Source organism: Paracoccus saliphilus (assembly GCF_028553805.1).
GTDB classification, from domain to species: domain Bacteria; phylum Pseudomonadota; class Alphaproteobacteria; order Rhodobacterales; family Rhodobacteraceae; genus Paracoccus; species Paracoccus saliphilus.
Window position 1 is genome coordinate 3,853,439 of record NZ_CP067140.1, and the last position, 25,475, is coordinate 3,878,913.

At 61.9% G+C, this 25,475-nt stretch carries 23 protein-coding genes; 8 read left to right on the forward strand and 15 right to left on the reverse strand.

Going from position 1 to position 25,475, the window contains the following annotated elements; genetic code table 11:
- Positions 1–39: 39 nt before the first annotated feature.
- The 4 genes from JHX88_RS18470 to JHX88_RS18485 all read left to right on the forward strand — a co-directional run bounded on the left by JHX88_RS18470 (position 40) and on the right by JHX88_RS18485 (position 3,451).
- Positions 40–936 (forward strand): LysR family transcriptional regulator, encoded by an 897-nt coding sequence (locus tag JHX88_RS18470; RefSeq protein ID WP_272848102.1) that lies wholly within the window; start codon positions 40–42, stop codon positions 934–936.
- Between the two features lie 374 nt (positions 937–1,310).
- Positions 1,311–1,805 carry a GNAT family N-acetyltransferase gene (locus JHX88_RS18475; RefSeq protein WP_076528241.1) on the forward strand — a complete coding sequence of 165 codons (495 nt, stop codon included), beginning with the start codon at positions 1,311–1,313 and terminating at the stop codon, positions 1,803–1,805.
- A gap of 1,014 nt (positions 1,806–2,819) precedes the next feature.
- Positions 2,820–3,137 carry a hypothetical protein gene (locus JHX88_RS18480; RefSeq protein ID WP_141225924.1) on the forward strand — a complete coding sequence of 106 codons (318 nt, stop codon included), beginning with the start codon at positions 2,820–2,822 and terminating at the stop codon, positions 3,135–3,137.
- Positions 3,138–3,169: 32 nt separating this feature from the next.
- Positions 3,170–3,451, forward strand: a complete 282-nt coding sequence (locus JHX88_RS18485) for a sulfatase/phosphatase domain-containing protein (protein ID WP_076528237.1) — start codon at positions 3,170–3,172, stop codon at positions 3,449–3,451.
- A gap of 458 nt (positions 3,452–3,909) precedes the next feature.
- Here the strand turns inward: JHX88_RS18485 and JHX88_RS18490 are convergent, their stop codons facing one another.
- Positions 3,910–4,221, reverse strand: a complete 312-nt coding sequence (locus JHX88_RS18490) for an ETC complex I subunit (RefSeq protein WP_076528233.1) — start codon at positions 4,219–4,221, stop codon at positions 3,910–3,912.
- 144 nt (positions 4,222–4,365) lie between these two features.
- Here JHX88_RS18490 and JHX88_RS18495 point away from each other — a divergent pair, with 144 nt between their 5' ends.
- Positions 4,366–4,629: an I78 family peptidase inhibitor gene (locus JHX88_RS18495; RefSeq protein WP_076528231.1), complete on the forward strand. Its 264-nt coding sequence runs from the start codon at positions 4,366–4,368 to the stop codon at positions 4,627–4,629.
- Between the two features lie 48 nt (positions 4,630–4,677).
- On the opposite strand, the gene uvrB is transcribed toward JHX88_RS18495, so the two are convergent.
- From uvrB to coaBC, 11 genes are all read right to left on the reverse strand, one after another.
- Complete coding sequence (gene uvrB / locus JHX88_RS18500; protein ID WP_076528229.1) at positions 4,678–6,861, reverse strand: excinuclease ABC subunit UvrB; 2,184 nt, start codon at positions 6,859–6,861, stop codon at positions 4,678–4,680.
- Positions 6,862–7,358: 497 nt separating this feature from the next.
- Positions 7,359–8,573 carry an NAD(P)/FAD-dependent oxidoreductase gene (locus JHX88_RS18505; RefSeq protein WP_076528227.1) on the reverse strand — a complete coding sequence of 405 codons (1,215 nt, stop codon included), beginning with the start codon at positions 8,571–8,573 and terminating at the stop codon, positions 7,359–7,361.
- Between the two features lie 101 nt (positions 8,574–8,674).
- The gene (locus JHX88_RS18510) at positions 8,675–9,886 is read right to left on the reverse strand and encodes a cysteine desulfurase (RefSeq protein ID WP_076528225.1); all 1,212 of its coding nucleotides are present in this window, start codon (positions 9,884–9,886) and stop codon (positions 8,675–8,677) included.
- Entirely contained in the window at positions 9,883–10,482 is a 600-nt protein-coding gene (locus JHX88_RS18515) for a YIP1 family protein (RefSeq protein WP_076528222.1), read from the reverse strand. Before JHX88_RS18515 ends, JHX88_RS18510 begins: the two co-directional genes overlap by 4 nt.
- Positions 10,479–10,952, reverse strand: coding sequence for a hypothetical protein (locus JHX88_RS18520; RefSeq protein WP_076528219.1), 474 nt, complete (start codon positions 10,950–10,952; stop codon positions 10,479–10,481). The genes JHX88_RS18515 and JHX88_RS18520 overlap by 4 nt, the downstream gene beginning before the upstream one ends.
- Positions 10,953–10,978: 26 nt before the next feature.
- On the reverse strand, positions 10,979–12,325 hold the full coding sequence (locus JHX88_RS18525) for a SufB/SufD family protein (RefSeq protein ID WP_084203293.1): 1,347 nt from the start codon (positions 12,323–12,325) through the stop codon (positions 10,979–10,981).
- Positions 12,325–13,080 carry a Fe-S cluster assembly ATPase SufC gene (gene sufC / locus JHX88_RS18530; RefSeq protein ID WP_076528217.1) on the reverse strand — a complete coding sequence of 252 codons (756 nt, stop codon included), beginning with the start codon at positions 13,078–13,080 and terminating at the stop codon, positions 12,325–12,327. The genes JHX88_RS18525 and sufC overlap by 1 nt, the downstream gene beginning before the upstream one ends.
- 9 nt (positions 13,081–13,089) lie before the next feature.
- Entirely contained in the window at positions 13,090–13,401 is a 312-nt protein-coding gene (locus JHX88_RS18535; protein WP_076528215.1) for a heavy metal-binding domain-containing protein, read from the reverse strand.
- Entirely contained in the window at positions 13,398–14,918 is a 1,521-nt protein-coding gene (gene sufB, locus JHX88_RS18540) for a Fe-S cluster assembly protein SufB (protein WP_076528214.1), read from the reverse strand. The genes JHX88_RS18535 and sufB overlap by 4 nt, the downstream gene beginning before the upstream one ends.
- Positions 14,919–14,948: 30 nt before the next feature.
- Complete coding sequence (locus tag JHX88_RS18545; RefSeq protein WP_076528212.1) at positions 14,949–15,992, reverse strand: cysteine desulfurase family protein; 1,044 nt, start codon at positions 15,990–15,992, stop codon at positions 14,949–14,951.
- Positions 15,989–17,218, reverse strand: coding sequence for a bifunctional phosphopantothenoylcysteine decarboxylase/phosphopantothenate--cysteine ligase CoaBC (gene coaBC, locus JHX88_RS18550; RefSeq protein ID WP_076528210.1), 1,230 nt, complete (start codon positions 17,216–17,218; stop codon positions 15,989–15,991). The genes JHX88_RS18545 and coaBC overlap by 4 nt, the downstream gene beginning before the upstream one ends.
- Before the next feature lie 124 nt (positions 17,219–17,342).
- On the opposite strand from coaBC, the gene JHX88_RS18555 reads away from it, so the two are divergent.
- Positions 17,343–18,857, forward strand: a complete 1,515-nt coding sequence (locus JHX88_RS18555) for a YifB family Mg chelatase-like AAA ATPase (RefSeq protein WP_076528208.1) — start codon at positions 17,343–17,345, stop codon at positions 18,855–18,857.
- Positions 18,858–18,928: 71 nt separating this feature from the next.
- Here JHX88_RS18555 and gshB read toward each other — a convergent pair whose 3' ends face one another.
- The 3 genes from gshB to rsmI all read right to left on the reverse strand — a co-directional run bounded on the left by gshB (position 18,929) and on the right by rsmI (position 21,300).
- Entirely contained in the window at positions 18,929–19,876 is a 948-nt protein-coding gene (gene gshB / locus JHX88_RS18560; RefSeq protein WP_076528206.1) for a glutathione synthase, read from the reverse strand.
- A gap of 65 nt (positions 19,877–19,941) precedes the next feature.
- Positions 19,942–20,388 (reverse strand): YraN family protein, encoded by a 447-nt coding sequence (locus tag JHX88_RS18565; protein ID WP_084203292.1) that lies wholly within the window; start codon positions 20,386–20,388, stop codon positions 19,942–19,944.
- A gap of 33 nt (positions 20,389–20,421) precedes the next feature.
- A complete protein-coding gene (gene rsmI, locus JHX88_RS18570) occupies positions 20,422–21,300 on the reverse strand; it encodes a 16S rRNA (cytidine(1402)-2'-O)-methyltransferase (protein WP_076528257.1) in 879 nt (292 codons plus the stop codon).
- 177 nt (positions 21,301–21,477) lie between these two features.
- On the opposite strand from rsmI, the gene JHX88_RS18575 reads away from it, so the two are divergent.
- Both JHX88_RS18575 and JHX88_RS18580 read left to right on the forward strand, forming a co-directional pair.
- On the forward strand, positions 21,478–22,689 hold the full coding sequence (locus tag JHX88_RS18575; protein ID WP_076528204.1) for a penicillin-binding protein activator: 1,212 nt from the start codon (positions 21,478–21,480) through the stop codon (positions 22,687–22,689).
- Positions 22,690–22,736: 47 nt separating this feature from the next.
- Entirely contained in the window at positions 22,737–25,475 is a 2,739-nt protein-coding gene (locus tag JHX88_RS18580; protein WP_419182371.1) for a [protein-PII] uridylyltransferase, read from the forward strand.

The following is a 25,475-nucleotide window of genomic DNA, read 5'->3' on the forward strand; positions in this document are numbered from 1 at the left end:
CAGAAATAGCGAACAATCGGCATGGACCGGATTCATCAGATGCAAGTCTTCGTTCAAGTCGTGGAAAGCGGGAACTTCACCCGTGCGGCCGAAGCGCTCGGCCTGCCGCGCTCTACCGTCTCCAGCACGGTGCAAGCGCTGGAGGACAGGCTTGGCGTGCAGCTCTTGCAGCGCACGACCCGCGTGGTGCGCCCGACGCAGGAGGGGCTTCAATTCGCAGGCACCGCCCGTGATCTGGTTGACGCTGTCGCACAGGCCGAAGCGCAGTTTCGGCACCGCCCCGAAGAAATCTCTGGTCGGCTGCGCATAGATATGCCGAGTCGGATTGCCCGGCGTATGGTGATCCCGCATCTGCACGACTTCCGCACCCGTTACCCGGCGGTGACGCTGGACATCAGTGCCACGGACCGAATGATCGATCTCGTATCCGAGGGAGTGGACGCAGTGGTCCGATTGGCCGAGCTGGAAGACAGCGAATTGATCTGCCGCAAGATCGGAGATGTACCGATTCTGACCTGCGGCAGTACCGATTACATTGCTCACCACGGAGTACCGAAATTGCCCGGGGATCTGAAGGATCACCATCTCGTCAACTACGCGCAGCGTATGCCTGCGCTCTCGATCGAATGGGATGGGTTGGAAAACGGGCGTGGGATCACTGTTGCCATGCGCAGCCACCTCTGCGTCGACAATGCCGAAAGCTATGTCGCCGGGGCGCTACATGGACATGGCTTGATCCAGGTTCCAGCGCATGACGTCGCCGAGGACATAGCCGCCGGAAGTCTGGTAGAGGTTCTGGCCGATTTCCGCCCCACACCGATTCCGATTTCCATCCTCTATGCACGCAGGCGACATCTCGCGCCGCGCTTGAGGGCATTCATGGACTGGCTGGCGGAATTATTGCGCGATGAAGGCTTCGTGGAGGCCCGGAGATGAAAGTTGTTGTAGCGTTTGGGGAACCGTCGCGCCTTGTTTCCGGCGCAACATATCTGCGGAAGCCGCCCATGCAATCCTTCGCTGCATTCGAAATCTGTAGTTTATCGCCATTGCGCGCTTGCAGCGAATTCATCCTATGTCCTGTACATCGTCGTCTCGGCCGACAAAATGCTGTACCATGCACGAATGGCCACCCTGTGGTATCTTCAAAGAGTGGTCAAGGCAGGTGAAGGCCGAGCCCGTCATTTTGCCAAGCAAGAATGTCCCACACGATGCGCCGCTCCGCCGCATGGTTGCTCCAAGCCTAAATTGAAATCGCTGTGTGGGTTGATGAATGTTAGCTTGTTGCCAGAAGTTCTCTAACGTGAGGTTTCATGCACTCCGTCGAAATACGATCAGCGCAAATTGGCGAAATCGACCTACTTGCACAGCTTTGGCATGATGGCTGGCAGGACGCCCATGCCAGCATCCTGCCCTCAGAGTTGGCCCGGCATCGTACGCTCGAAAGTTTCCGGCAAAGGCTTGAGGAGGATCTGACGACTGTTCGCGTGGCGGGTGCACCGGGCCGGCCGACGGGATTCAGCATGGTCAGGCAGGACGAACTCTATCAACTCTATGTCTCGAAGAACGCCAGGGGAACAGGCGTGGCAAAGACGCTTCTAGCAGATGCCGAAAACCACTTGGCCGTAGCTGGGGTGGCCAGAGCGTGGCTCGCCTGCGCAATCGGCAACGAGCGAGCCGCGCGATTCTACGAAAAGCAAGGCTGGTGCCGCGTCGGCCCGATGATCAGTGCGCTGAAAACACCTGATGGCATTTTCGAGCTTGAAGTATGGCGCTATGAGAAAACCGTCTCGGACCTTGGAGCGTAGCGCTCGCGGAATTGCCACGAAAGCTGGCTGCCAGAATCGAGAACGATCTGGCCCGAAAGTGAGAACCTGATCCACGTGCCGACTGAACGCGGATCAAACCTCGCCGGTGGATCGTTGCAGACCGACATTGGCACATCAATGCCGTCGGCGGGCGGTTACATCATCAACGCCATTGGACTCTGAATACGAGACTCGGAGTGGGCCCAATGCCGCACAAGTTGACGACACCACTCGAGCTGTTTCCGGTCACGCAGTCTACACCAGCGGCACAAACCCCGCCCCGGCAGAGTCTGCCAGGCGACCCGTGTCAAACACTGGCAGGTCTGATGGCACTTCATGGCGGAGCACGCGGGTGCGGCGGACAGAAAAAGTGATCCTGAATCATGATTAGTACAGATGCCGCCAGGAGGGGCTATCCAACCCACATAAATGCCGAGAGATGGCGTCAGTGCCGCGGAACTCAGATCACCATGTGCGTCCGGATTGCCATTGGATGCCTCTCGGGACACACTCAGGCTTGGCACTGAAAAGGTAAATGGATGAAGCGATCGCGTGGTGAGGCCGCTATGGCCGCTTGGTTAACCGGATGCCTGGAGAACGGCAGCACTGGTGATCGGCTGCCAACGATGCGCGATTTGATGAAGCGGTTTGGGATCGCGCAGCGGGTCGTGGAACGCGTGCTGAAACCGCATGTTGCCGCTGGCCGACTGATGTCACGCCGTGGTGCGGGCTTAACCATAGCCGAGCCTGCCGGGCGACAAGGCAAACATGACGCGGATCTGCTTATCCTTTATCGACTTTCGGATAGCCGCCTCGCCAACACGCTTCTTCATGAACTCGAGCAGCGTTTGAAGGCACGGGGCGTCGATCCTGAAGCTCGGCTATTCCTCGGAAGAACAAGCACAGGCTGTTATGAGCCGCATGGGTCGGTTCAGATGTTGCCTCATACAGCTACATTTCGAACCGCTTCCGATCAGCTTTCTGGCAGCGCTGAGCACTCATGCCGATTCTATAGTGCTTGACGGAATTTCTGCCACGGGTATCGGAGTAGATGCAATCGGAACGAACTGGCGCGAACCGCTCGCCCAGGCATTCCGACGATTGCGCAACGCGGGACATGAGAAGATCGCGTATTTCACTTCGGGCCATCCCGCACGGCAGATCGCCATGGCCCGGCGGGAATACAAGCGGCTCTGTGCCTCGGAGGGTTTGCCCAATCTATTCGAAGAGGTTGTCTGGTCCCGTATGTGTGGCGAGGGGCCGTCACCACAAATCCACTACCTCCCTGTGCATTTCGTCGAGCAAGGAAGTGTCGTCGATCTGAATAACTGAGTATAACTTATATTTTTTGATTAGATATTGTCATGATCGGAGAGCGTAGCCTGAGGAACTATGTGCATCGCCCGCCGGAGGAACTCTACGACCTCACCGACGATCCCGCAGAGGTCCACAATCTGGCCGATGATCCGGATTACGCAGCATTGCTCGCTGGATTTCGTGAAGAGCTTGAGACCTGGCAACAGGACACGCTCGATCCGTGGTTCTATAGGGACGGGATTTCCGTGCGGGCCGTGGAACATCACATGGATAAGGGGCTGCGCCTTCCCAATCGATTTGATCTAGACACGCAAGATCCGAGTAGCTGACACGCGTATGAAAAATCGCCGAATGGCATGGTTTGGATTGTCAGCGATGTCCGCGCGGTTTTTCACCGAGACATTACAGGCACGATCAAGACGATTATCACCTCGAAAACAACGACGGATACGTATTTTGCCTCGGTCCGGGCCCTGCTGATGACGTCGTCTAATCGCAGCGAGTTTTGCAAGCATTTTATTCGTGGGTTTCGCGCCCTGACCGGAGATCGGGGGCGAGGATGCTTGAAATATCGGCTCGGAAAACTTTGCACATACCATCTGAACGTTTGCCGGGTGCAGGGTCGTCTTCGCGGGAGCAGGATGACGCACTCTGCTGGTGCAAATGCCTTCCTACAGCAATCCTACATAATGATGAAATTCTCAGATGACATCATATCTTGATTGGAGCCAAGGGCTGGACAAACCTTGCCCCAGTCGGCGGTAACTTTACCCCGATTCACAAACCCCTAATGCGTCCAGGGTACACGGCGGTCAGTGGCGAAATTCTCTCCGTAGCCGCGAGGACGCACATTCACGGCGCGCTTGTGGGGTTCCTGCACGATATAATCGAGCCCGCGTTCCTTGGCGTAATCCTCTGCCTGCTTGCGGGTATCAAAGCGCAGGTGCACCTGACTTTGCGTATCATCGCTGCTTGTCCAGCCCATGAGCGGGTCGATCTCGCGCGGGTCGGCCGGCGGAAATTCCAGCACCCATCCCTTCGAGCGCGCAGTGCCGGATTGCATGGCGTTGCGGGCAGGCTGATAGATGCGGATTCGCATGGCGGGCTTCCTTCGGTTTGAACCGCCCGAGTTATCGCCAATAGCGGCAGCCGGATCAAGCCCCAGAAATACCAACCTTAACACCCGGCGTGGGAACACAATGGCCTGAACCAGAGTTCCCTCCCGAGACAGGAGGGTCTGAAGATGACATGCCGCATGATTCCGCTGATCGCCGCTGCATCCGTGCTCGCCGCCTGCGAGCCTAGTGAAACCGTGTCGAAACCCGTTTGCGACCCGCAAGCGCATCAGACACTGGTTGGCAAGAATATCGGCGAGGTAAGTTTGCCGAGTGAGCTGCCGCAGCGCGTCATCAGCCCGGGTGATATGGTCACGCAGGATTACAACCCGGCACGGCTGAACATATTCGTCGATCCCAAGGGCTGGATCGGACGGGTCAGCTGCGGTTGAGTGAAGCCAAACGGTTGCAAGAAACGATAAGCACGGTTTATCAGCAAGTTACTTACGTTTTCGCCGCTTGTTTCCGCCCCGTTGCCCGGCCCTGCCCGCCGTCGAGCGGCCCGAGGCATTGACCGCCGCCTCAGCAGCAGCCTCGACGGCAGATTGACGCGCCAGCGGATCATCGGCCACCGCCAGATCGACCGCTTCCAGGCGTTTGACCTCGTCACGCAACCGGGCGGCCTCCTCGAATTCCAGGTTCTCGGCTGCCTTGCGCATCTCGGTTCTCAGCGCGTCCAGATGGGCGGCAAGATTGGCACCCACGAGCGGCTTGTCGACCTGAGTGGTGATCCTCGACTGATCGGTATCGCCCTGCCAGAGACCCGCCAGCACATCCTCGACATTCTTGCGAACCGTCTGCGGGGTGATGCCGTGCTCTTTGTTATAGGCCATCTGCTTGACACGGCGTCGCTCGGTTTCGGCAATCGCTCGCTCCATGCTGCCGGTAATGCGGTCAGCATACATGATTACCCGGCCATCGGCATTCCGCGCCGCACGCCCGGTGGTCTGGATCAGCGAGGTCTCGGAGCGCAGGAAGCCTTCCTTGTCGGCATCCAGAATGGCCACAAGACCACATTCGGGAATATCCAACCCCTCGCGCAGAAGGTTGATCCCGATCAGCACATCAAATGCGCCAAGGCGCAAATCCCGAAGAATTTCAATGCGCTCTATCGTGTCGATGTCGCTGTGCATGTAGCGGACCTTGATCCCCTGCTCGTGCAGATACTCGGTCAGGTCCTCGGCCATGCGCTTGGTCAGCGTCGTGCAGAGCGTGCGATAGCCCTTGGCAGTGACCTTGCGCACTTCGTCCAAAAGATCGTCTACCTGCATCTCGACCGGTCTGATCTCGATCTGCGGGTCCAAAAGCCCGGTCGGGCGGATGATCTGTTCGGTGAAGACACCGCCGGTCTGGTCCATCTCCCATCTTTGCGGCGTGGCACTGACAAAGACCGATTGCGGCCGCATCGCGTCCCATTCCTCGAATTTCAACGGCCGGTTATCCATGCAGGACGGCAGCCGGAAACCATGTTCGGCCAGCACCGATTTGCGCCGGAAGTCGCCACGATACATGCCGCCGATCTGCGGCACCGAAACATGGGATTCGTCTGCGAAAACAATGGCATTGTCGGGGATGAACTCGAATAGCGTCGGCGGAGGCTCGCCCGTCGCGCGCCCGGTCAGATAACGGGAATAATTCTCGATGCCATTGCAGACGCCTGTCGCTTCGAGCATTTCCAGATCGAAATTCGTCCGCTGCTCAAGCCGCTGCGCTTCCAGCAGCTTGCCCTCGTCCTGGAACTGTTTCAGGCGGTGCTGCAACTCGGTTCGGATACCCTTGATGGCCTGCTGTATGGTCGGGCGCGGGGTGACGTAATGGCTGTTCGCATAGATGCGGATTTGGCGGAAATTGTCTGTCTTTGAACCGGTTAGCGGATCGAACTCGGTGATAGCCTCCAGCTCGTTGCCGAAGAAATCGAAACGCCATGCCCGGTCTTCGAGGTGGGCGGGCCAAACCTCGACCAGATCGCCGCGCACTCGAAAGCCGCCACGCTGGAACGAGCCGTCGAGGCGGCGATATTGCTGCGCCACCAATTGCCCGAGAAATTCTCGCTGGTCATAGCTGTCGCCGACGACCATGTCCTGCGTCATCGCCGAATAGGTCTCGACCGAGCCGATGCCATAGATGCAGGAGACCGAGGCCACGATGATCACATCGTCGCGCTCCAGCAATGCGCGGGTGGCCGAGTGGCGCATCCGGTCGATGGCCTCGTTGATCTGGCTTTCCTTCTCTATATAGGTATCCGAGCGCGCGACATAGGCTTCGGGCTGGTAGTAGTCGTAATAGCTGACGAAATATTCGACCGCGTTTTCCGGGAAGAAGCCCTTGAATTCCCCGTATAATTGCGCAGCCAGGGTCTTGTTGGGGGCAAGGATGATCGCGGGGCGCTGAGTCTCCTCGATCACCTTGGCCATGGTGTAGGTCTTACCCGTCCCCGTCGCTCCCAGCAGCACCTGGTCGCGCTCGCCATCCCGCACGCCCTGCGCCAGTTCGGTGATCGCGGTAGGTTGATCGCCTGCGGACTGGAATTCGCTATGCATGACAAAGCGCTTGCCGCCCTCGAGCTTGGGGCGGGTGACTTCGGGAAAGCGTGTCGTGGGGGCGTTGGTGTTGTTATGGGCCATGGTACTTCCGAACCGGACGGATGCTTCCAACCTGTGACTTCGGGCGGGAAAGTCAACCGGGGTTGCTGTCAGAACAGGGCAGCAGGCCAAGCGGATGCAACGCCACCGTACGTTGCATCGGTCACCATGCGCAACAGGAGCGCGTTGCGGCCAGCAAATGCTGGGAATCTGGCTGCACAACCCGTGCACCGGATGTACACAGCCTGTACACAGGGCGTACACAGGCAGCGCACGCCGCTGGCGGAAATACGCAACCGGAATGCTTCCCGGAAGCGCCGGACGCCCGAACCTGCTGCCAGCACGCCAAATCCAGTACGAAAAACATACTGGACGGGGCAGCACTCATGACTGCCCCTTCTTCTTTGTCCAAATACCTCCGGGGGTCCGGGGGCAGGCAGCCCCCGGCCGTCGCGGGACGCAAATTGGTGGGCCCGGCTGAACCCTGACGCGTTCTCGCAGGCTGCGTCATTGCGCAACCCCACGCCAGCCTCGCAGCCTTACCGCTTCAGCCTGCCGGGTTGCAGTTCTGCCCAGCCCTGCCCGCCATCCATTTCTTCGGCGAGGACCTCCGCCGTGACGGGGCCAAGGGTGAACCCCTGGTGCCCATGTCCGAAATGCGCCCAGAGGCCGGGTTGATCGGGAACGGCCCCCACCACCGGAAGCATGTCGGGCATGCAGGGGCGGCGGCCGGTCCAGGGCTCGGCCTCGACCGGGGCGCCAATATCGAACAACTCGCGCGCGGCCTCTTCGCCATGTTTCAACTGAGGCGGGGTCAGGCGCGGATTGCGGGTCAGCTCGGCCGCGGTGGCGATGCGCAAGCCCCGGCGCATAGGCGACAGAACGACCGAATTGGCGAAATCGGCAACCGGGTGATGCGGCGGCGCGTCCATGTGGAAATGACGATGATAGCCGCGCTTGAAGACCATCGGCACTTTCAGCCCGTAGCGCGCCAGCATCATCGGCGACCAAGGCCCGAGCGCGATGACGGCATGTTCGCCCGAGGCCTCGTCCGCCACCCATGCCGCGCCCTTGCGATGCAGATCGCCCGCATCGCCATTGAGAATCCGCCCGCCCCGCTTCTGGAACAGCGCCGCGTAGCCGGCGACCAGCCCGCCGGGATCCGAGCAGTTCCAGCTATCGGACCAATGGGTTGCGCCTTCGACCGGGATCTTGATCGAGGGTTCCAATGCACGCAGTTCCGCACTGTCCAGCATGGTGCCTTCGACACCGAATTCCGTCCTGAAACGCTCGACCGCGGCGCGGGCCTTGTCCAGCTTGGCGGGCGTACGGTGAAGTTCGATATAGCCGTTGCGGCGGATGATATTGTCGAGCCCCGCCGCCTCGATCAGCGGGCCGTGATGGTCGGTGGATTGCCGGATCAGCTTGCCCCAGACCTTCGAGGCCCGTTTATGCGCGGCGGGCAGAGAGTTCCACGCATAGGCCAGAACCGCCCATGCCTGATCGAGCAGGCCGGGAATGTTCCATTTCACGTCATAGCCGCGCCCCATGGCGATCTGTAGCAGCGCGCCGGGGGCCAGCGGCATCGCATAGGGTTCCACCGCCTCGGTCTGGATCAGCCCGGCATTGCCATAGCTGGTCTCGCGCCCCGGCGCATTGCGATCGACGATGGTGACATCATGTCCACGAGCCTGCAACGCCAGCGCCGTGCTGACGCCGACCATGCCCGCACCCAGAACCAGAATCTCGGCCATGCCTGCCTCCTTGAACAACTTGTATCACGGATGCAGATTTCTACCGTGGGCGGCAAGAAATATCGGGCAATCTTCGGCATCGACCCGAAAATTTGCAAGATTCAGGCGAAAAGCTCGCGGCAAAAGGTCAAAGCTTCGATCAGGGCGTCCACTTCCTCGACGGAATTATACATCCCGAAGGAGGCGCGGGCACTGGCGGTGATTCCATAATGCTCCATCAGCGGCATCGCGCAATGGGTCCCCGCGCGCACCGCGATGCCGCGTTTGTCGAGGATGGTCGAGAGGTCATGTGCATGTGCCCCCTCCATGGTCATGGAGAAGATCGCCCCCTTGTCCGGCGCGTCGCCCTGCACGCTCAGCCAGTTCAACTCGCGCAGCCGGGCGCGGGCATGGTCGCGCAGCACGCGCTCATGCGCGGCGATATTCTCCATGCCGATATCCATCATGTATTCCAGCGCCGCGCCCAGCCCGATCTGGTTGACGATGCCGGGGGTGCCCGCCTCGAAGCGCAGGGGCGGATCGGCATAGGTCACCTCGTCGCGGGCAACGGTGCGGATCATGTCGCCGCCGCCCATGAAGGGGCGCATCTCGGCTTGGCGATCCGCCCGGATCCAGATCGCGCCCGAGCCCGAGGGACCGTAAAGCTTGTGCCCGGTGATGCAGTAGAAATCGACGCCGAGCGCCGACAGATCGACCGGCATATGCACCGCCGCCTGAGAACCATCGACCAGCACCGGCACATCAGTCCCACGCGCGATGGCGCAGACATCGACGATGGTGCCGGTCACGTTCGACATATGGGTGACGGCGATCAGCCTGGTCCTTGGCCCCACGGCTTCCAACACCTTGGCGGGCGGCAGGCTGCCATCGGCTTCGGGTTCGACCCATTTCAGCACCACGCCCTGACGTTCGCGCAGAAAATGCCAGGGCACGATATTGGCGTGATGTTCCAGCACTGAAAGCACGATCTCGTCGCCCGGCTGCAGGCGCGGGGCGGCCCAGCCATAGCTGACCAGATTGATCCCCTCGGTCCCGCCCGAGGTGAAGATCACCTCGTCCTCGCGCGGGGCGTTCAGGAAGCGGGCGATGGTAGCCCGGACACGCTCGTAATTATCGGTGGCGAGATTGGACAGGAAATGCAGCCCGCGATGGACATTGGCATATTCGTCCTCATAGGCGCGTGTAATCGCCTCGATCACCTGCCGGGGTTTCTGCGCGCTGGCGCCATTGTCCAGGTAGACCAGCGGCTTGCCATTCACCTGCCGCGACAGGATCGGGAAGTCGGCGCGGATTTTCGCGAGATCATAGTTCATTGCGGCACCTCGGGTATGAGGCCGAAACCGGCGGCCAAGAGGGAAAGAACGAAGCCCACGGCGAACGCGGTGCCGATCACGCCGAGGAAAACCTTGGGGCCGCTGGTGAAACCATGCAGCGCCTTGGCGAATTGCACGGTCAGCCAGAAGAATAGGGCAATGGCAAGGATGCCCAGGATGCCCGCCACTCCCGGCAGGATGAGCGTGGCGGCGATCTGCACCGCCTGCACCAGAAGCAGCACCACCTCGATCCAGACGGTCAGCAGCAGGGCATCCTCGAATGTGCCATGGCCGCCGAACATCCGCCCCACCCCGGCCAGCAACCCGGCGGCCAACAGTACCGCCACCAGTTGCATCCCGGCCAGCACCATGGGTTGCGAGGTCAGGGTCAGGATCGGGCTGCCCTCAGCCGTGCCCTGCGGCAAGGGAAACAATTGCGAGGACAGCCAGGCCAGCAAGGCCGATACCGTCACCGCCAGCATCAGCCCCATCCAGCGGGCAGAGACCGGCCAACCGGCCCCGAGCAGCGCCGTGGCGGCGGCTTCGGGATTGCGGAAGGTCAGACCGACCAGAGTCTTGAATTCGTCGAAAGTCATGCTCGCCTCGCCAACGCCGCGATACCGGCACCCCATATCATCAGAAAACCGATCCCCGACAGGGCTCGCGTCAAGGTCAGTGCCGCGCCCGGCCCGATCAACCCGGCGACCAGCCCGGACAGCAGCACCGCGGGGGCCACCGCCAGGAAGGCCCAGAACAGCGCCAACCGCGAATCCTCTTGCGTCAACCGCCACGGCGTCGCCCGTGAAAGCAATGACAGAAGCCCGGCGACGGCATAGGCGATCAGCGGCATCAGGAACATCACCGCCAGAAGCGAGCCACCCATGCGCGCCTCGAAAGGCACCGACGGATCCAGCGCTGCCGCCCGCGCATGCATCGGGGTCTGCGCGATGAGAAAGATCAGCATCGCGGCCATCAGCACCACCAGCTTGACCCGCTCGGGCATAGCGGACAACCCCCGCACCACCCGGCGCGGGGCCCACCAGCTTTGCAGGATGCGCGGCAGCATGCCGCCCCCTGCACCGGAGCGGTGCGTCACTGGTTGCCGTGCCGGGTCAGCCAAGCTTCCAGCCGATCGTTGATTTGTCCGCGCAGCACCTCGTCCTCGATCTCTTCCAGCGCATCGGCGAGGAAGGACAGCATCAGGAACACGATGGCGCGCTCCTTCGGCACCCCGCGCGAACGCAGGTAGAACAGCGCGGTCTCGTCAATGGCACCGGTGGTCGAACCGTGCGAGCACTGCACGTCGTCGGCATAGATCTCGAGTTCGGGCTTGGCGAGGAACTGGCTGCGCTCGTCCAGAAGCAATGCCTGGCTGATCTGGTAGCCATCGGTTTTCTGCGCACCGGGCTTGACCAGGATCTTGCCCTGGAACACGCCCTCGGCGCCGTTCTTCAGGACCTTCTTGAAGACCTGACGGCTTTCGCAGCGTTCCGCCGCATGCGTGATGAAGACCGTGTCATCATGGTGGAACGGGCCGCGATTCCCATCGCCCAGAACGGCCGCCGCGATATGCGCGCCCGCATCGTCGCCGACGATATCTATGACCGCCTCGTGGCGCATCAGCGTGCCGTTCATCGCAAGCGAGAACGCCTTGAACTGCGCCTCGGCCTCGACACGGGCAAAGATATGCGCAGTGCTCAGCTTTTCCGGTCCGGCCCGGCTGGTCGAGATGTAATGCATCCGCGAGGACGCGGCCATATCGACCTCGAGCACAGAATTGGAGCGTGCACCGGTCATTCCGGTTTCCAGCAAGGTCAGTTCGGCACCTCCCTCGAGGCGCACGAGGTGGTGCCAGATGGAATCGGCGTCCTCGGTCGCACGGCGATGGATGATGTGGACTGGCTTGGCGGGACTGGAGATCACGCGGATCAGCACGCCATCACGCGCCGCAGCCGTATTCAGGGCCGCAAACGGACGGTAGACTGGCTTCTGGCCCGACGCCTCGAGAACGCCATAGTAATCGCACGCCCAATGCTCGCCGTTTTGGTCTGCCTGCGCGAGGCTGTCGATCTCGATCCCTGCCAGTTCCAACGCGTCTGATGCATCGGGGTCGAAGACACCATCGACGAAAACCAATGACAGGCTATCGTTTTCGGCGAACATGCCTTCGGCATGCACCGGAGGATCCGTCTCGATTGCAACGGGCTCTGGCAGCGGCGCGTTGAAGGGGCGCGGATCGGTGTAGCGCCAGTATTCGTCACGCGGCCCCGGCAGCCCCATCTCGCGCAGCCGCGCCAATGCGTCGGCACGGGCACCGGCGGTGAACCCGCCCTTGGGCAGGGACATCGCATCCAGACGCGCTTGCAAGGCGTCGACGGATTTGGGCGCACCGCTGACCTGCGGAGTCACATCCTTGTTCTTGACGGCGGCCTCTGTCATCAGCCGGCCTCCGCCAACAGATCGCCATAGCCTTCATCCTCGACCTGCAGCGCAAGATCCGGCCCGCCGCTCTTCACGATCCGGCCATTCGACATGATATGCACCACGTCGGGCTGAATATGGTTCAGCAGACGCTGGTAATGGGTGATGACCAGGAAACTGCGGTCAGGCGAGCGCAGGGCGTTCACGCCGTCGGCCACCAGCCGCATCGCATCGACATCAAGACCCGAGTCGGTCTCGTCCATGATGCACATGCGCGGCTCCAGCATGGCCATCTGCAGGATCTCGTTGCGTTTCTTTTCACCGCCCGAGAAGCCGACATTCACCGGACGCTTCAGCATCTCGGCGTCGATCTTCAAATCGGCGGCGCGCGCGCGGATGACCTTGAGAAACTCGCCCGAGGACATTTCTTCCTGCCCCCGCGCCTTGCGCTGCGCATTCACCGCGGTGCGCAGGAAGGTCATGTTGCCTACGCCGGGGATCTCGACCGGGTATTGGAATGCAAGGAACAGGCCCGCCGCGGCGCGCTCTTCCGGTTCCATATCCAACAGATCCTCGCCATCCATGGTCGCCCCGCCCTCGGTCACCTCGTAGCCATCGCGGCCCGAGAGCACATAGGAGAGCGTGGATTTGCCCGACCCGTTCGGCCCCATGATCGCATGGACCTGACCGGCGGGGACCTCCAGCGAAAGGCCCTTGAGGATTTGCTTGTCCTCTTCTTCCAGTTTCACATGCAGATTGTTGATCTTCAGCATTTTCTTACCTCAGTCGATGGTGACGGCGGTGCCGGAGGCCGACACCATCAGCATATTGTTGATGACCTCGTAATCGAGATCGACTCCGACCACGGCATTAGCGCCCAGGGTCGTCGCGTAATCCTGCATCTCGGCAAGGGCAGTCAGGCGCGCCTCGGCCAGCGCGGTCTCATAAGCACCCGACCGGCCGCCAACGATATCGCGGATGCCGGCGAAAACATCGCGGAACACATTCGCACCGATGATGGTCTCGCCCGTCGTGATACCGTGATAGGCGGTAATCTTGTGGCCTTCGACGGTATTGGTCGTGGTAACGATCATCCGACGCTGCCCTCCAGAGAAATTGCCACTAGGGCTTGCGCCTCCATGGCGAATTCCATCGGCAACGCCTGAAGAACCTCGCGGCAGAAACCGTTTACTACCAGGGCAACAGCCTCTTCCTCGTCCATCCCGCGCGAGCGGCAATAGAACAGCTGGTCGTCATCCACCTTGCTGGTCGTCGCCTCGTGCTCGACCCGGCTACTGGTGTTCTTGACCTCGATATAGGGCACTGTATGCGCGCCGCATTTGTCGCCGATCAGCAAGCTGTCGCATTGCGTATAGTTTCGGCTGTTCGAGGCACGCGGATGCATACTGACCAACCCGCGATAGGTATTCTGCGCCTGCCCCGCCGAGATCCCCTTGGAGACGATCCGCGAGCGGGTATTCTTGCCCAGATGCACCATCTTGGTGCCGGTGTCGGCCTGCTGATAGTTGTTGGCGATGGCGATCGAATAGAACTCGCCCTGGCTTTCGTCGCCGCGCAGGATGCAGGACGGGTATTTCCAAGTGATCGCGGAACCGGTCTCGACCTGCGTCCACATCACCTTGGCCCGTGCCTCGCGGCAATCGGCACGCTTGGTGACAAAGTTGTAGACGCCGCCCTTGCCCTCCTCGTCGCCGGGGAACCAGTTCTGGACGGTGGAATACTTCACCTCGGCATCTTCCAGCACGACGATCTCGACAACCGCGGCATGAAGCTGGTGCGTATCGCGCTTGGGCGCGGTGCAGCCTTCCAGGTAGCTGACATGCGACCCTTTGTCGGCAATGATCAGCGTCCGTTCGAACTGACCGGTGTTTTCGGCATTGATGCGGAAATAGGTGCTCAGCTCCATCGGGCAGCGCACGCCGGGCGGGACATACACGAACGAACCGTCCGAAAAGACCGCAGAGTTCAGCGTGGCGAAGTAATTGTCCGATTGCGGCACCACCGTGCCGAGATATTTCTTCACCAGTTCGGGATGTTCGCGGATCGCCTCGGAGATCGAACAGAAGATCACCCCGGCCTTCGCCAGTTCGTCCTTGAAGGTCGTGCCCAGGCTGACCGAATCGAAAACCGCATCGACGGCGACCTTGCGGCCTTCGGCCGGCGTGTCGGCCGCGCCCTCGACCCCGGCCAGGATCATCTGCTCTTGCAGCGGGATACCCAGCTTTTCATAGGTGGCCAGCAGCTTGGGATCGATGTCATCCAGCGATTTGGGCTTTTCTTCCATGCTCTTCGGACGGGCATAGTAGTACTGGTCCTGATAATCGATCTTGGGATAGTGCAGCATCGCCCATCCCGGTTCCTTCATGGTCAACCAGCGGCGATAGGCTTCCAGACGCCACTCGGTCATCCATTCGGGCTCTTCGTTCTTCTTCGAGATCAGGCGGACGATATCCTCGCTGAGCCCCTTGGGGGCATATTCCATCTCGATCTCGGTATTCCAGCCGTGTTTGTAGCTGCCCATGTTCTGGACAGTCTCGACCGTTTCGCGGTCTACGCCTTCGCGAACGTCAAGATCGGTGGTCTCGGTCATCTCTTGTCCTTCCTCGGGTCAAGCAGCAGCTTAACCATTCCTGTCGCGCCAGCGTGAATACGCGGATTCCCACGCATCCGCAAATCGGTTCATCTGATCCTCGTCCAAAGTTGGACTTATCGAGATCCGGATCGCGGACTGCGCCTGCGCGTCGTCAAAACCCATTGCCTGAAGCGTCCCGCTGGCCCGAATCTTGCCCGATGAGCAGGCCGAACCTGCCGACACGGCAAAACCCGCAAGATCCATCTGCATGACCTGCGTTTCACCCTTCCACCCCGATGTAAGAAGGCATGTCGTGTTCGGCAAGCGCTTGTTGGTATTTCCGACAATAATCGTTTCCGGCGCGAAAGCGGCCAATCGTGCCTCCAGCGCGTCGCGACGGGCGGCGACCTCGTCCCACAATCCGGCCTCCAGATCGCGCTGCGCTGCCTCTGCGGCGGCGGCAAATCCGGCGATGCCGATCAGGTTCTCGGTTCCCGCGCGGCGGCCCTGTTCCTGTCCGCCGCCGCGAATCCGCGCCTCGATATCGGTACCCTTCTTCAGGATCAGCGCCCCGATCCCCTTCGGGCCGCCCAGCTTATGCGCGCTGACAAAGCCGGCCGTCACATTCAGCCAGTTGAAGGCAAAGGGAATTTTTCCGAACCCCTGGGTCAGGTCACTGACGGCCAGCCCCTCGGGCAGGGACTGGATCACGCCCGTCTCGCTATTGGCAAGCTGCAAGGCAGAACGGCCTGGATGGGCAACCGTCACGACGCCGTCACGATCAACCGGCAGGGATGGCGCGCACCATGCCTTGACCGCCTCGTGTTCGACCGGCGCGCAGGCCATCCCGGCCTCGGCCAAAACCATCGCCGCCGCTTCGGTCGCGCCGGAGGTAAAGACGATATCTGCCCCTTCGGCCCCGAGAGCGGCGGCGATGCGTTCGCGCGCCTGTTCTATCGCCATCTTGGCCGCCCGCCCCTCGGCATGGACCGAGGACGGGTTGCCCGTGAGGTCCATCGCGTCAGTCATCGCCGCCCTGACCTCGGGCCGCAGCGGCGTGGTCGCGTTCCAATCAAGATAGGCCCGGTTCATTCCAGCGCGCCCGCGATGGCCTCGGCCAGACGCCGGGCAACTGCATCCTTGCCCATGCGCGGCCATGCCTCTACCCCATCCGGACGAATCAGCGTAACCGCGTTCTCGTCCCCGCCCATGATCCCGGTTTCGGGGCTGACATCATTGGCGACGATCCAGTCGCAGCCCTTGCGCCCGCGCTTGGCAGTAGCGTTCTCGATCACGTCATGGGTTTCCGCTGCGAACCCCACGACCAGCGCAGGCCTGCCCTGCTCCAACCCGCTGACCCAGGACAGGATATCGGGATTCTCCGTCATCTCCAGCGCCGGAGGATTGTCCGAGCCGTCCTTCTTGATTTTCCGGTCCACAGCATTGATGACGCGCCAATCGGCCACCGCCGCCGCCATGACGGCGGCATCGGCAGGCAAAGCCGCCTCGACGGCATCGCGCATCTGCCGCGCCGTCTCGACCCGGATCACATCGACACCATCGGGCGGCGGGACGGTCGCAGGTCCAGTGATAAAGCTGACTTTCGCGCCCAGATCACGCAGCGACGCCGCGATTGCCGTCCCCTGCGCACCCGAAGAGCGGTTGGCGATATAGCGCACCGGATCGATCGGCTCATGCGTCGGCCCCGAGGTCACGACCACATGCCGCCCCAAGAGCGGCCCCGGAACCACCTGCGCCTCCGGTAGCAACTTCAGCGGAGCGTCCAAAGCCTCGCGGATCGCCGCCATGATCGCCTCGGGTTCGGCCATCCGACCCGGCCCGAATTCGCCGCAGGCCATGTCGCCTTCGTCCGGCCCTACGGTCAGGATTCCGTCATCGCGCAGCGTCGTCAGATTGCGCTGCGTGGCCGGGTGATTCCACATCCGCACATTCATCGCCGGCGCGATCAGCACCCGCTTGTCGGTCGCCAGAAGCAGAGTCGAGGCCAGATCATCGGCCAGTCCATGCGCCATCTTGGCCATCAGATCGGCCGTTGCAGGTGCGACCACCACCAGATCGGCATCGCGGGTAAGTTGGATATGCCCGATCTCGGCTTCTGCCCTGATGTCGAACAGCCCCTCATGCGCGGCCTCTCCGGCTAGGACCGAGACGGTCATTGCGGTGGTGAATTCGGACCCCGCCCGCGTCAGCACGGGCGTGACCGCCATGCCCTCGGCACGGATCAGCCGAATCAGCTGCGGGAGCTTGTAGGCCGCGATACCGCCGCCGATGATCAGAAGGATACGCTTGCCGTTCATGTCGCCCCCAAATCCTGCCCAAACAGATAGCGACCCAACCGCCCCCCCGCAAGGAAAGCCGGATATTAACACCTTCTTAAGCGTGGGCCGTTACACCTGCACGAAGGATGCAGCAGGAAACAAGATGGTCGCAATCGCCTATTCGGTCGCCTTCGAAGGGGTCGAGGCGCGCCTGGTCGAGGTGCAATGTTCGGTCACGGCCGGGCTGCCGGGCTTTGCCATCGTGGGGCTGCCCAACAAGGCCGTCAGCGAAGCCCGCGAACGCGTCAAGGCCGCCTTTGGTGCGCTATCCATCGCCATGCCCAGCAAGCGGCTGACGGTGAACCTGTCTCCCGCCGACATGCCGAAAGAGGGCTCGCATTTCGACCTGCCCATCGCCCTAGCGATTCTTGCCGCGCTCGAGATCGTTCCGGCCGACGAGCTGGCCCGCTGCGTCTGCCTGGGGGAGCTGGCGCTGGACGGCCGTCTGGTTTCAGTCGCGGGTGCCCTGCCAGCCGCCATGGCGGCTGCCGAAGACGACCGTGCCCTGATCTGCCCCCGCCCCTGCGGTGCCGAGGCGGCATGGGTCGAAGCGGTTCCGGTCCTTGCCCCGGCCACGCTGCGCGATGCGGTCGATCACCTGACCGATCGACGCCCGTTGGCCCGCGCCGCTCCCGGCACGATCGGCGATATTCCGACCACTGGCTGCCTGTCGGAGATCAAGGGGCAGGAACGTGCCAAGCGCGCTGCCGAGATAGCCGCAGCCGGGCGACATCATATGTTGATGGTCGGACCGCCCGGAGCGGGAAAATCCATGCTGGCCGCCCGCTTGCCCGGCCTGATGCCGCCACTTGCCCCAAGCGAGGCGCTGGAAACCTCGATGATCCACTCCTTGGCCGGTCAACTGAAGGACGGGGGCATATCACGCCTCGCCCCGTTTCGTGAACCTCATCATACCGCCTCGATGGCCGCGATCGTCGGAGGCGGGCGCGGCGCCAAACCCGGCGAGATCAGCCTCGCCCATAACGGCGTGCTGTTCATGGACGAGTTCCCCGAATTCCCCCGGCAAGTGCTGGAGACCCTGCGCCAGCCCATCGAGACAGGCGAAGTCACGGTCGCCCGCGCAAACGCCCATATCCGCTACCCTTGCCGCTTTCTGTTGATCGCCGCCGCCAATCCCTGCCGCTGTGGATACCTGGCGGACGCAGCACGGGCCTGCTCGCGCGCACCGAATTGCGGCACCGACTACCTGGGCAGGATTTCCGGCCCGTTGATGGATCGCTTCGATCTGCGTCTCGAAATCCCCGCTGTCAGCTTCCACGATCTCGAACTGACCACCGACGGCGAAAGCTCGGTCGAGATAGCCGCCCGGATCGCCGCCGCTCGCGCGGTTCAAACACGACGTTTCCGTGATCATCCCAGCCTGCGCGTGAATGCCGAGGCCTCCGGCGCGATCCTCGACGACATCGCCAGCCCCGACAGCGAAGGGCGCGACCTGATCGCCAAGGCCTCCGAACGGCTCGGGCTGACAGCTCGCGGCTATCATCGCATCCTGCGTACAGCCCGCACGATCGCCGATCTCGATGGTGCCGAGAGTATCCGGGCGCCGCATCTGGCCGAAGCCATCAGCTACCGCCTGCCCTTCATCGCGGGCGGCTGAGAGGTTTCTTGTCAGAACTGATCGGGGAGCCTCACGGCGGCGACAGCGTCGGGATTGAGGCTGCCATTATACTATTTCCCGGAAACCCGCCTCTCGATTGCTTCCCAGATCAAGCCCGCCGCGTTGATTCCATCGAAACGCTCCAGTTCCTGGATCCCGGTCGGCGAAGTGACATTTATCTCGGTCAACCAGCCGTCAATGACGTCGATACCGGTAAAGATCAGTCCCTTTTCGCGCAGCATCGGCCCGATCCGCTGACAAATTTCGCGTTCCCGATCCGTCAGATCAACCTTCTCGGCTCGCCCGCCAACATGCATGTTCGACCGCGCCTCACCCTCTTGCGGAACACGGTTGATCGCCCCGACGGGCTCGCCATCGACAAGAATGATCCGCTTGTCGCCGCGCTTAACCGCCGACAGGTATTTCTGCGCGATCATCGGCTCCCGATTGATTCCGGCATAGGTCTCGAGCAGGGCGGAAAGATTCGGGTCCTCCGGACGAAGGTGGAACACCCCTGCCCCGCCGTTTCCATAAAGCGGTTTGACGATAATCTCTCCGTGACGCTCGCGGAAATACCGGAAATCCGCCAGATCGCGTGCGATCATGGTGGGCGGGGTCAGTTCCGGAAAATCCAGGACCATCAGCTTTTCAGGACAATTACGCACCCAGAACGGATCATTGACCACCAATGTCCCGGGATGCACCCGGTCCAGCAGATGGGTCGAGGTAACATATCCCATGTCGAACGGAGGATCCTGCCGAAGCCAGACCACGTCGAATTCCGTCAGTTCGACCTCTGCCCAATCGCCGAAGGTAACATGGTCACCCTTGCTGCTCCGCAATGTGACCGGACGGCCCCGTGCGAGAACGCGACCCTCGTCATAGCGGAGTTGATCGACCGTGTACTGAAAGAGCCGATGCCCCCGCGCCTCGGCTTCCAATCCGATCCGGAAGGTGCTGTCGCCGTTGATATCAACAGCCTCAATCGGGTCCATCTGCAATGCGACGTAAAGGCTCATCTCGCCCTCCTGAAATTCGTCGCTCGCTTGTCGCCCGGCAACGGGACGGATGCAAGTGGCCCATGCTAACCGCCGAAGGCGTTCTCGATCACCTCTATGCGGCCCATGGCATCGACCAGCGCTGCGTCAAAGCGCATCTCGCTCAACAATCCGGCGGGACGATCCCCGCAGAATTCACAGGCCGCCATGCAGATGCGATCCATCTGCTTTCGGAACAGGCGCTGTCCAGCCTCCGCGTGGGTGGGTGCGGATTTCACCTCGACAAAGATCAGGCAACCACCTCTCTGGCAGATGAGATCAACCTCGCCCGCCTTGCCGCGCCATCGCCTTGCCAGCATATTGTAACCGCGCGTCTCGTAATCGGCGGCCACCCGATCCTCCGCCAGCAACCCCGATACCGCTGCGACCGCGCCTCGCCTTGCACGGCCCACAGATTTCCGGCGCGATCGCCCGATGTCACGCTCGCCATGGATATAAGCCTGCCCGTCGAAACTCCGCGCTTGATAACCCATCCCAAATACCCTCACTAAAGGCAAGAAATCGCCTTAATCCTCGCAGGTCCCGTCCCTCGCCGAGAGAGCAAGAGCTGCCTGATACACATCTCTTCTGCGCAGCCCCAGATCGCGCGCCACCTCTCGTGCAGCATCCTTGACCGTCATGTTCTTCAGCCTTTCCTGCAGAGCCGCCCGGACCTGATCCTCACCGGCGACAACCGGAGTCGGTCGATCTAGGATCAGGACCACCTCGCCCTTCAGGTTCTTCATACGTGGATCGGCCGCCAATTCTGCCGCCGTTCCCCGAATCACCTCTTCAAATTTCTTTGTCAGTTCCCGGGCCATCACGATAACTCGATTCGCCTCGATTTCGAACAACTCTTGCACTGTCTGGTTAACCCGCCTCGGGCTTTCGAACAGGATCACGGTTGCATCGATCATCGCCCATTGCCGTAACCATGACGCCCGTGCCGCCTTGGTCGAGGGCGGGAAGCCGGCAAACAGGAAGCGATCGCTTGGCAGGCCCGACAGGCTCAGTGCGGCCAGCGCGGCTGAGGGGCCGGGAACCACATGCACGCGGCTGCCCTGTGCCGCAGCATCCCGTGCCAGCCGGTAACCGGGATCGGCCACCAGAGGCGTGCCCGCATCCGACGCATAGGCCACGCTGCGGTCATCGCGCAGCGCGGCCAGAATCGCCGGACGCTGCCGTTCCGCATTGTGATCGTGATAGGCTATGATCCTGCGCCCGCGCAGGGGCACACCGTGGATGTCCATCAGGTGCCGCATCACCCTTGTATCCTCGGCCGCCAGCAATTCCGCCGAATTCAGCACGTCCAGCGCATGCAGGGTGATGTCCCGCGCCGCGCCGATCGGAGTGGCGACCAGGTGAAGGCCCGGCTCCAGCGTGACTGCCTCGACATGCGCCGCGATACGTCGGGGCGGCTCATCCGCTTTCGGGCGCTCGCCTTGGTTTCTGCTTGCCGGATATTCGCTCACAGGCATCTCCTTTTGTCGCTCTCGGACCTTCCGCCTGATTGCCATTCGCGGGCGATAGACATACGCTGCCCGTGATCCGCCGATATCTACATTACATCAGGGAAATTTCACATGTCCGCAATTATCACAAGCCGGGGACCAGAGATGTTTCGCCGCCTGGCATTGCGCACCGGGGCCATTCTGTCCGCTTTCGTCATCGCCGCTTGCGAGCCGACCGGTGGGGGCAATGTGACGTCGGTGGGGCCGGAGGCCGGCCAGATGATCGACCCGAACCAGCCGGTGAAGGTGGCATTGCTCGTACCCGGAGGCAGCGGCAACCCCAGTATCGAAACCCTGGCGCGCAGCCTGAAGAACGCCGCCCGGATGGCTGCCGCCGATGCCCAGGGAGCGAGCATCGATCTCAGCATTTACGATACCGGCGGAAGCACCGAACAAGCCGTAGCACGGGCGAATGCCGCCGCCGATGCCGGGGCCAAGATCATCGTCGGTCCGCTTTACGCCGAAGCTGCGAATGCCGTCGGCAACGCCATGATGCCTCGCAATATCAACGTCCTGTCCTTCTCCAACAACACCGAGGTCGCGGGTGGCAATGTCTTCGTGATGGGCACCAATTTCGCCAATATCGCCAACCGGCTGGTTGGCTATGGTGTTCGCCAGGGCAAACGCGATGTCTATGTCGTGGCCGAGAACGACGTCGCAGGCCAGATCGGGGGGCGTGCCATCGAAGCCGCCATCGCCCGCAATGGCGCGCGCCTGGCCGGGCGTAGCAATCACCCGGTCTCGATCACCGGCATCGACTCCGTCACCCCGCAGATCACCGCGGCAGCCAAATCGGGTCAGGTGGATGCGATCTTCATGACCGCCAATCATCAGGCGGTGCTGCCCTATCTCACTGAGAAGCTGGCGGCCGCCGGCGTCACCTCGCAGGTTACCCAGTTCATGGGGCTGACACGTTGGGACGAGCCCAGGTCGCGCATGACGTTGCAACAATTGCAGAATGGCTGGTTCGCGATACCCGATCAGAGGCTCGCTCAGCAGTTCAACGCCCGCTACCAGGCCGCTTATGGCGAAGCCCCGCATGATCTGGCCAGCCTTGCCTATGACAGCATCGCGGCGATCGCCTCGCAGGTTCGCGCCGGCAAGCGCAATGCCCTGACCACCAGCGGACTGACTCAGCGCTCGGGCTTCTCGGGTGTCGGCGGGGTATTCCGGCTCCGGCCCGACCGCACGGTCGAACGGGGACTGGCCGTGGCAACGATCCGCGGCAACCAGTTGGTTGTCCTTGATCCGGCTCCCCGCGGCTTTGGCGGCTTCGGCTTCTGATCTTGAGCGACGCGAACACCGACACCGTCGTTCAAAGCGCCCCGGCACTGCCCGGGGCGCATGCCATATTCGATCCCGACAATTTCCTGCCCCAGCTTGACGCAATATTGTCGGAGCTGGATCAGCCACGCGACATCCGGGTCGCGACGGTCTCGGCGCTGGCCGATGCGCGCGCCACTGCGATGGCCGATATCGAGGCTGGCTTTCAGGGCCATCCGCGCGCCGCGCGCGAATCCGTCCGCGCCATCGCAATGCTGACCGATGGCATCGTCACGGCCATCCACCACGTCGCCATAACCCATCTGCACCCACTGCACTCTTCCTCTGATGCCGAGCGGTTGGCCGTTCTGGCTGTAGGGGGGTATGGCAGGGCCGAGATGGCTCCGGCGTCCGATGTCGACCTGTTGTTCCTCACCCCCTACAAGATCACCCCCTGGGCAGAGAGCGTGGTCGAATCCATGCTCTACATGCTCTGGGACCTGAAACTGAAGATCGGCCATTCGATCCGCACCGTCGATGATTGCCTGCGCCTCGGCACCAGCGACATGACGATCCGTACCTCTCTGGTGGAGCACCGGCTCGTCACTGGCCATGCCCCACTGGCGCAGGAACTAGACGCCCGGCTATGGTCGGAACTGTTCAATAAGACCGTTCCCGAATTCGTCGAGGCCAAACTGGAGGAACGGGATGCTCGGCACCAGCGGCAGGGCGGTCAGCGCTATGTGCTTGAGCCCAACGTCAAGGAGGGCAAGGGCGGGTTGCGCGATCTGCAGACTCTCTACTGGATCGCGAAATATATCCACCATGTCGATCGCGCCGTGGAACTGGTCGATCTGGGTGTGTTTTCCCGCGAAGAGCATCTTGCCTTCTGGCAAGCCGAGGATTTCCTCTGGGCGGTACGCTGTCATCTTCACCTGATCGCCGGTCGGCCTGTGGACATGCTGTCCTTCGACATGCAGGTCGAGGTGGCGAAACGCATGGGCTATGCCGACAGCGCCGCCCGGCGCGGGGTCGAGTATTTCATGCAGGATTACTTCCGCCACGCCACACGCGTCGGCGAACTGACACGGGTTTTCCTGACCGAACTCGAGTCGCGGCATGTCCGCAGCGCGCCATTCCTCGGCCGCCTCTTCCGCAGGCGGCGCAAGCTGAAGGCAGGCTTTATCGATCAGCATGGTCGGTTGGCGATCCAGGACGAGACCGCGTTCCTCCAGGACCCGCTGAACATCCTGCGCCTGTTCGAAGAGGCGCTGCGCACCGGCATCCTGATCCATCCCGACGCCATGCGCCTTGTCGCGTCCAATCTGGATCTGATCGACGAAAATGTCCGCTCGGCTCCCGAGGCGATCCGCATCTTCATGGACCTTTTGCTCAAGCACGGCAATCCCGAACGCTCGCTGCGCCGGATGAACGAGCTTGGCGTGTTGGCCGCCTTCATCCCGGAATTCGAGCCGGTCGTGGCGATGATGCAGTTCAACCTGTATCACCACTACACTGTGGACGAGCATTCCATCCAATGCGTCGCCGCCCTGGCCGAGATCGAACGGGGCGAGCATCCCGAGGACCTGCCGCTGTCCAGCGAGATCATCGAGGAGGGCATCAACCGCCGGGTCCTCTACCTGGCGACCCTACTGCATGATATCGGCAAGGGCCGGCCCGAGGATCACTCGATCCTCGGCGCCCGTATCGCCCGCCGCATAGCCACCCGCTTCGGCTTTTCTCCCGAGGATGTGGAGACGGTGGAATGGCTGGTGCGCAATCACCTGCTGATGTCGGACGTGGCGCAGAAGCGCGACATCTCGGATCCCCGCACCCTGCGCGATTTCGCCAAGGCGGTGAAAACCCGCAAGCGGCTGGACCTGCTTTTGGTGCTGACCACCTGCGACATTCGCGGTGTCGGGCCGAATACATGGAACAACTGGAAAGCAGTTCTGCTGCGCAGGCTTCACCAAGAGACCGCCGCCGCCCTGGATAACGGGCTGGAAGAACTGAACCGCGACAAGCGTCAGAACGAGGCAAAACGCGCCTTGCGTCATCTGCTGATCGCCAAGGGATGGGAAGCCAAGGCGATCCGCTCGGAGATCGCACGCCATTACGATGCCTATTGGCCCGGATTGCCGACCGAGACACAGGCGGTTTTCGCTCAGCTTTTGCACCAGATCGGTCATGACGAGATCCGTATCGATCTGCATCCCGATATCGATCGTGACGCGACCCGCACGGCTTTCGTGCTGGCCGACCATCCGGGCATCTTTTCACGCCTTTGCGGGGCACTGACACTGATGGGGGCGAATGTCGTGGATGCGCGCACCTACACGACCCGCGACGGCTATGCCACGGCAGTCTTCTGGATTCAGGACGCCGAGGGCCACCCTTTCGCCGAGGACCGGCTGCCGCGCCTGCGCCAGACCATCCTGCGCACGCTGAAAGGAGAAATCGTCACGCGCGACGCTTTCGCCACCCGCGACAAGCCGAGAAAGCGAAACCGGGAATTCAGGTTCCCGACCCATGTCACCTTCGATAACGAGGGCAGCGACATCTACACGATCATCGAGGTCGATACGCGTGACCGTCCGGGCCTGCTTTACGACCTGACCCGGACGCTCGCAGTCAATCATATCCAGATCGTGAGCGCGGTGATCGCCACCTATGGCGCGCAGGTGGTTGACAGTTTCTACGTCAAGGACATGTTCGGACTGAAGCTGCACAGCGAGACCAAGCGTCTCTCGCTGGAAAAGAAACTGCGCTCGGCAATCGCCGATGGGGCAAAACGGGCAGAGGAATAG

What these genes read in the sequence shown, in the direction of transcription:
- JHX88_RS18485 (WP_076528237.1), top strand. Translation starts at nt 3,170, where the DNA reads ATGATCGGAGAGCGTAGCCTGAGGAACTATGTGCATCGCCCGCCGGAG.
- JHX88_RS18470 (WP_272848102.1), top strand. Translation starts at nt 40, where the DNA reads ATGCAAGTCTTCGTTCAAGTCGTGGAAAGCGGGAACTTCACCCGTGCG.
- JHX88_RS18495 (WP_076528231.1), top strand. Translation starts at nt 4,366, where the DNA reads ATGACATGCCGCATGATTCCGCTGATCGCCGCTGCATCCGTGCTCGCC.
- sufB (WP_076528214.1), bottom strand. Translation starts at nt 14,918, where the DNA reads ATGACCGAGACCACCGATCTTGACGTTCGCGAAGGCGTAGACCGCGAA.
- JHX88_RS18505 (WP_076528227.1), bottom strand. Translation starts at nt 8,573, where the DNA reads ATGGCCGAGATTCTGGTTCTGGGTGCGGGCATGGTCGGCGTCAGCACG.
- JHX88_RS18525 (WP_084203293.1), bottom strand. Translation starts at nt 12,325, where the DNA reads ATGACAGAGGCCGCCGTCAAGAACAAGGATGTGACTCCGCAGGTCAGC.
- JHX88_RS18490 (WP_076528233.1), bottom strand. Translation starts at nt 4,221, where the DNA reads ATGCGAATCCGCATCTATCAGCCTGCCCGCAACGCCATGCAATCCGGC.
- JHX88_RS18555 (WP_076528208.1), top strand. Translation starts at nt 17,343, where the DNA reads ATGGTCGCAATCGCCTATTCGGTCGCCTTCGAAGGGGTCGAGGCGCGC.
- JHX88_RS18475 (WP_076528241.1), top strand. Translation starts at nt 1,311, where the DNA reads ATGCACTCCGTCGAAATACGATCAGCGCAAATTGGCGAAATCGACCTA.
- JHX88_RS18535 (WP_076528215.1), bottom strand. Translation starts at nt 13,401, where the DNA reads ATGATCGTTACCACGACCAATACCGTCGAAGGCCACAAGATTACCGCC.
- JHX88_RS18565 (WP_084203292.1), bottom strand. Translation starts at nt 20,388, where the DNA reads ATGGGTTATCAAGCGCGGAGTTTCGACGGGCAGGCTTATATCCATGGC.
- uvrB (WP_076528229.1), bottom strand. Translation starts at nt 6,861, where the DNA reads ATGGCCCATAACAACACCAACGCCCCCACGACACGCTTTCCCGAAGTC.
- JHX88_RS18515 (WP_076528222.1), bottom strand. Translation starts at nt 10,482, where the DNA reads ATGACTTTCGACGAATTCAAGACTCTGGTCGGTCTGACCTTCCGCAAT.
- JHX88_RS18575 (WP_076528204.1), top strand. Translation starts at nt 21,478, where the DNA reads ATGTCCGCAATTATCACAAGCCGGGGACCAGAGATGTTTCGCCGCCTG.
- JHX88_RS18520 (WP_076528219.1), bottom strand. Translation starts at nt 10,952, where the DNA reads ATGCTGCCGCGCATCCTGCAAAGCTGGTGGGCCCCGCGCCGGGTGGTG.
- gshB (WP_076528206.1), bottom strand. Translation starts at nt 19,876, where the DNA reads ATGAGCCTTTACGTCGCATTGCAGATGGACCCGATTGAGGCTGTTGAT.
- sufC (WP_076528217.1), bottom strand. Translation starts at nt 13,080, where the DNA reads ATGCTGAAGATCAACAATCTGCATGTGAAACTGGAAGAAGAGGACAAG.
- JHX88_RS18545 (WP_076528212.1), bottom strand. Translation starts at nt 15,992, where the DNA reads ATGAACCGGGCCTATCTTGATTGGAACGCGACCACGCCGCTGCGGCCC.
- coaBC (WP_076528210.1), bottom strand. Translation starts at nt 17,218, where the DNA reads ATGAACGGCAAGCGTATCCTTCTGATCATCGGCGGCGGTATCGCGGCC.
- JHX88_RS18510 (WP_076528225.1), bottom strand. Translation starts at nt 9,886, where the DNA reads ATGAACTATGATCTCGCGAAAATCCGCGCCGACTTCCCGATCCTGTCG.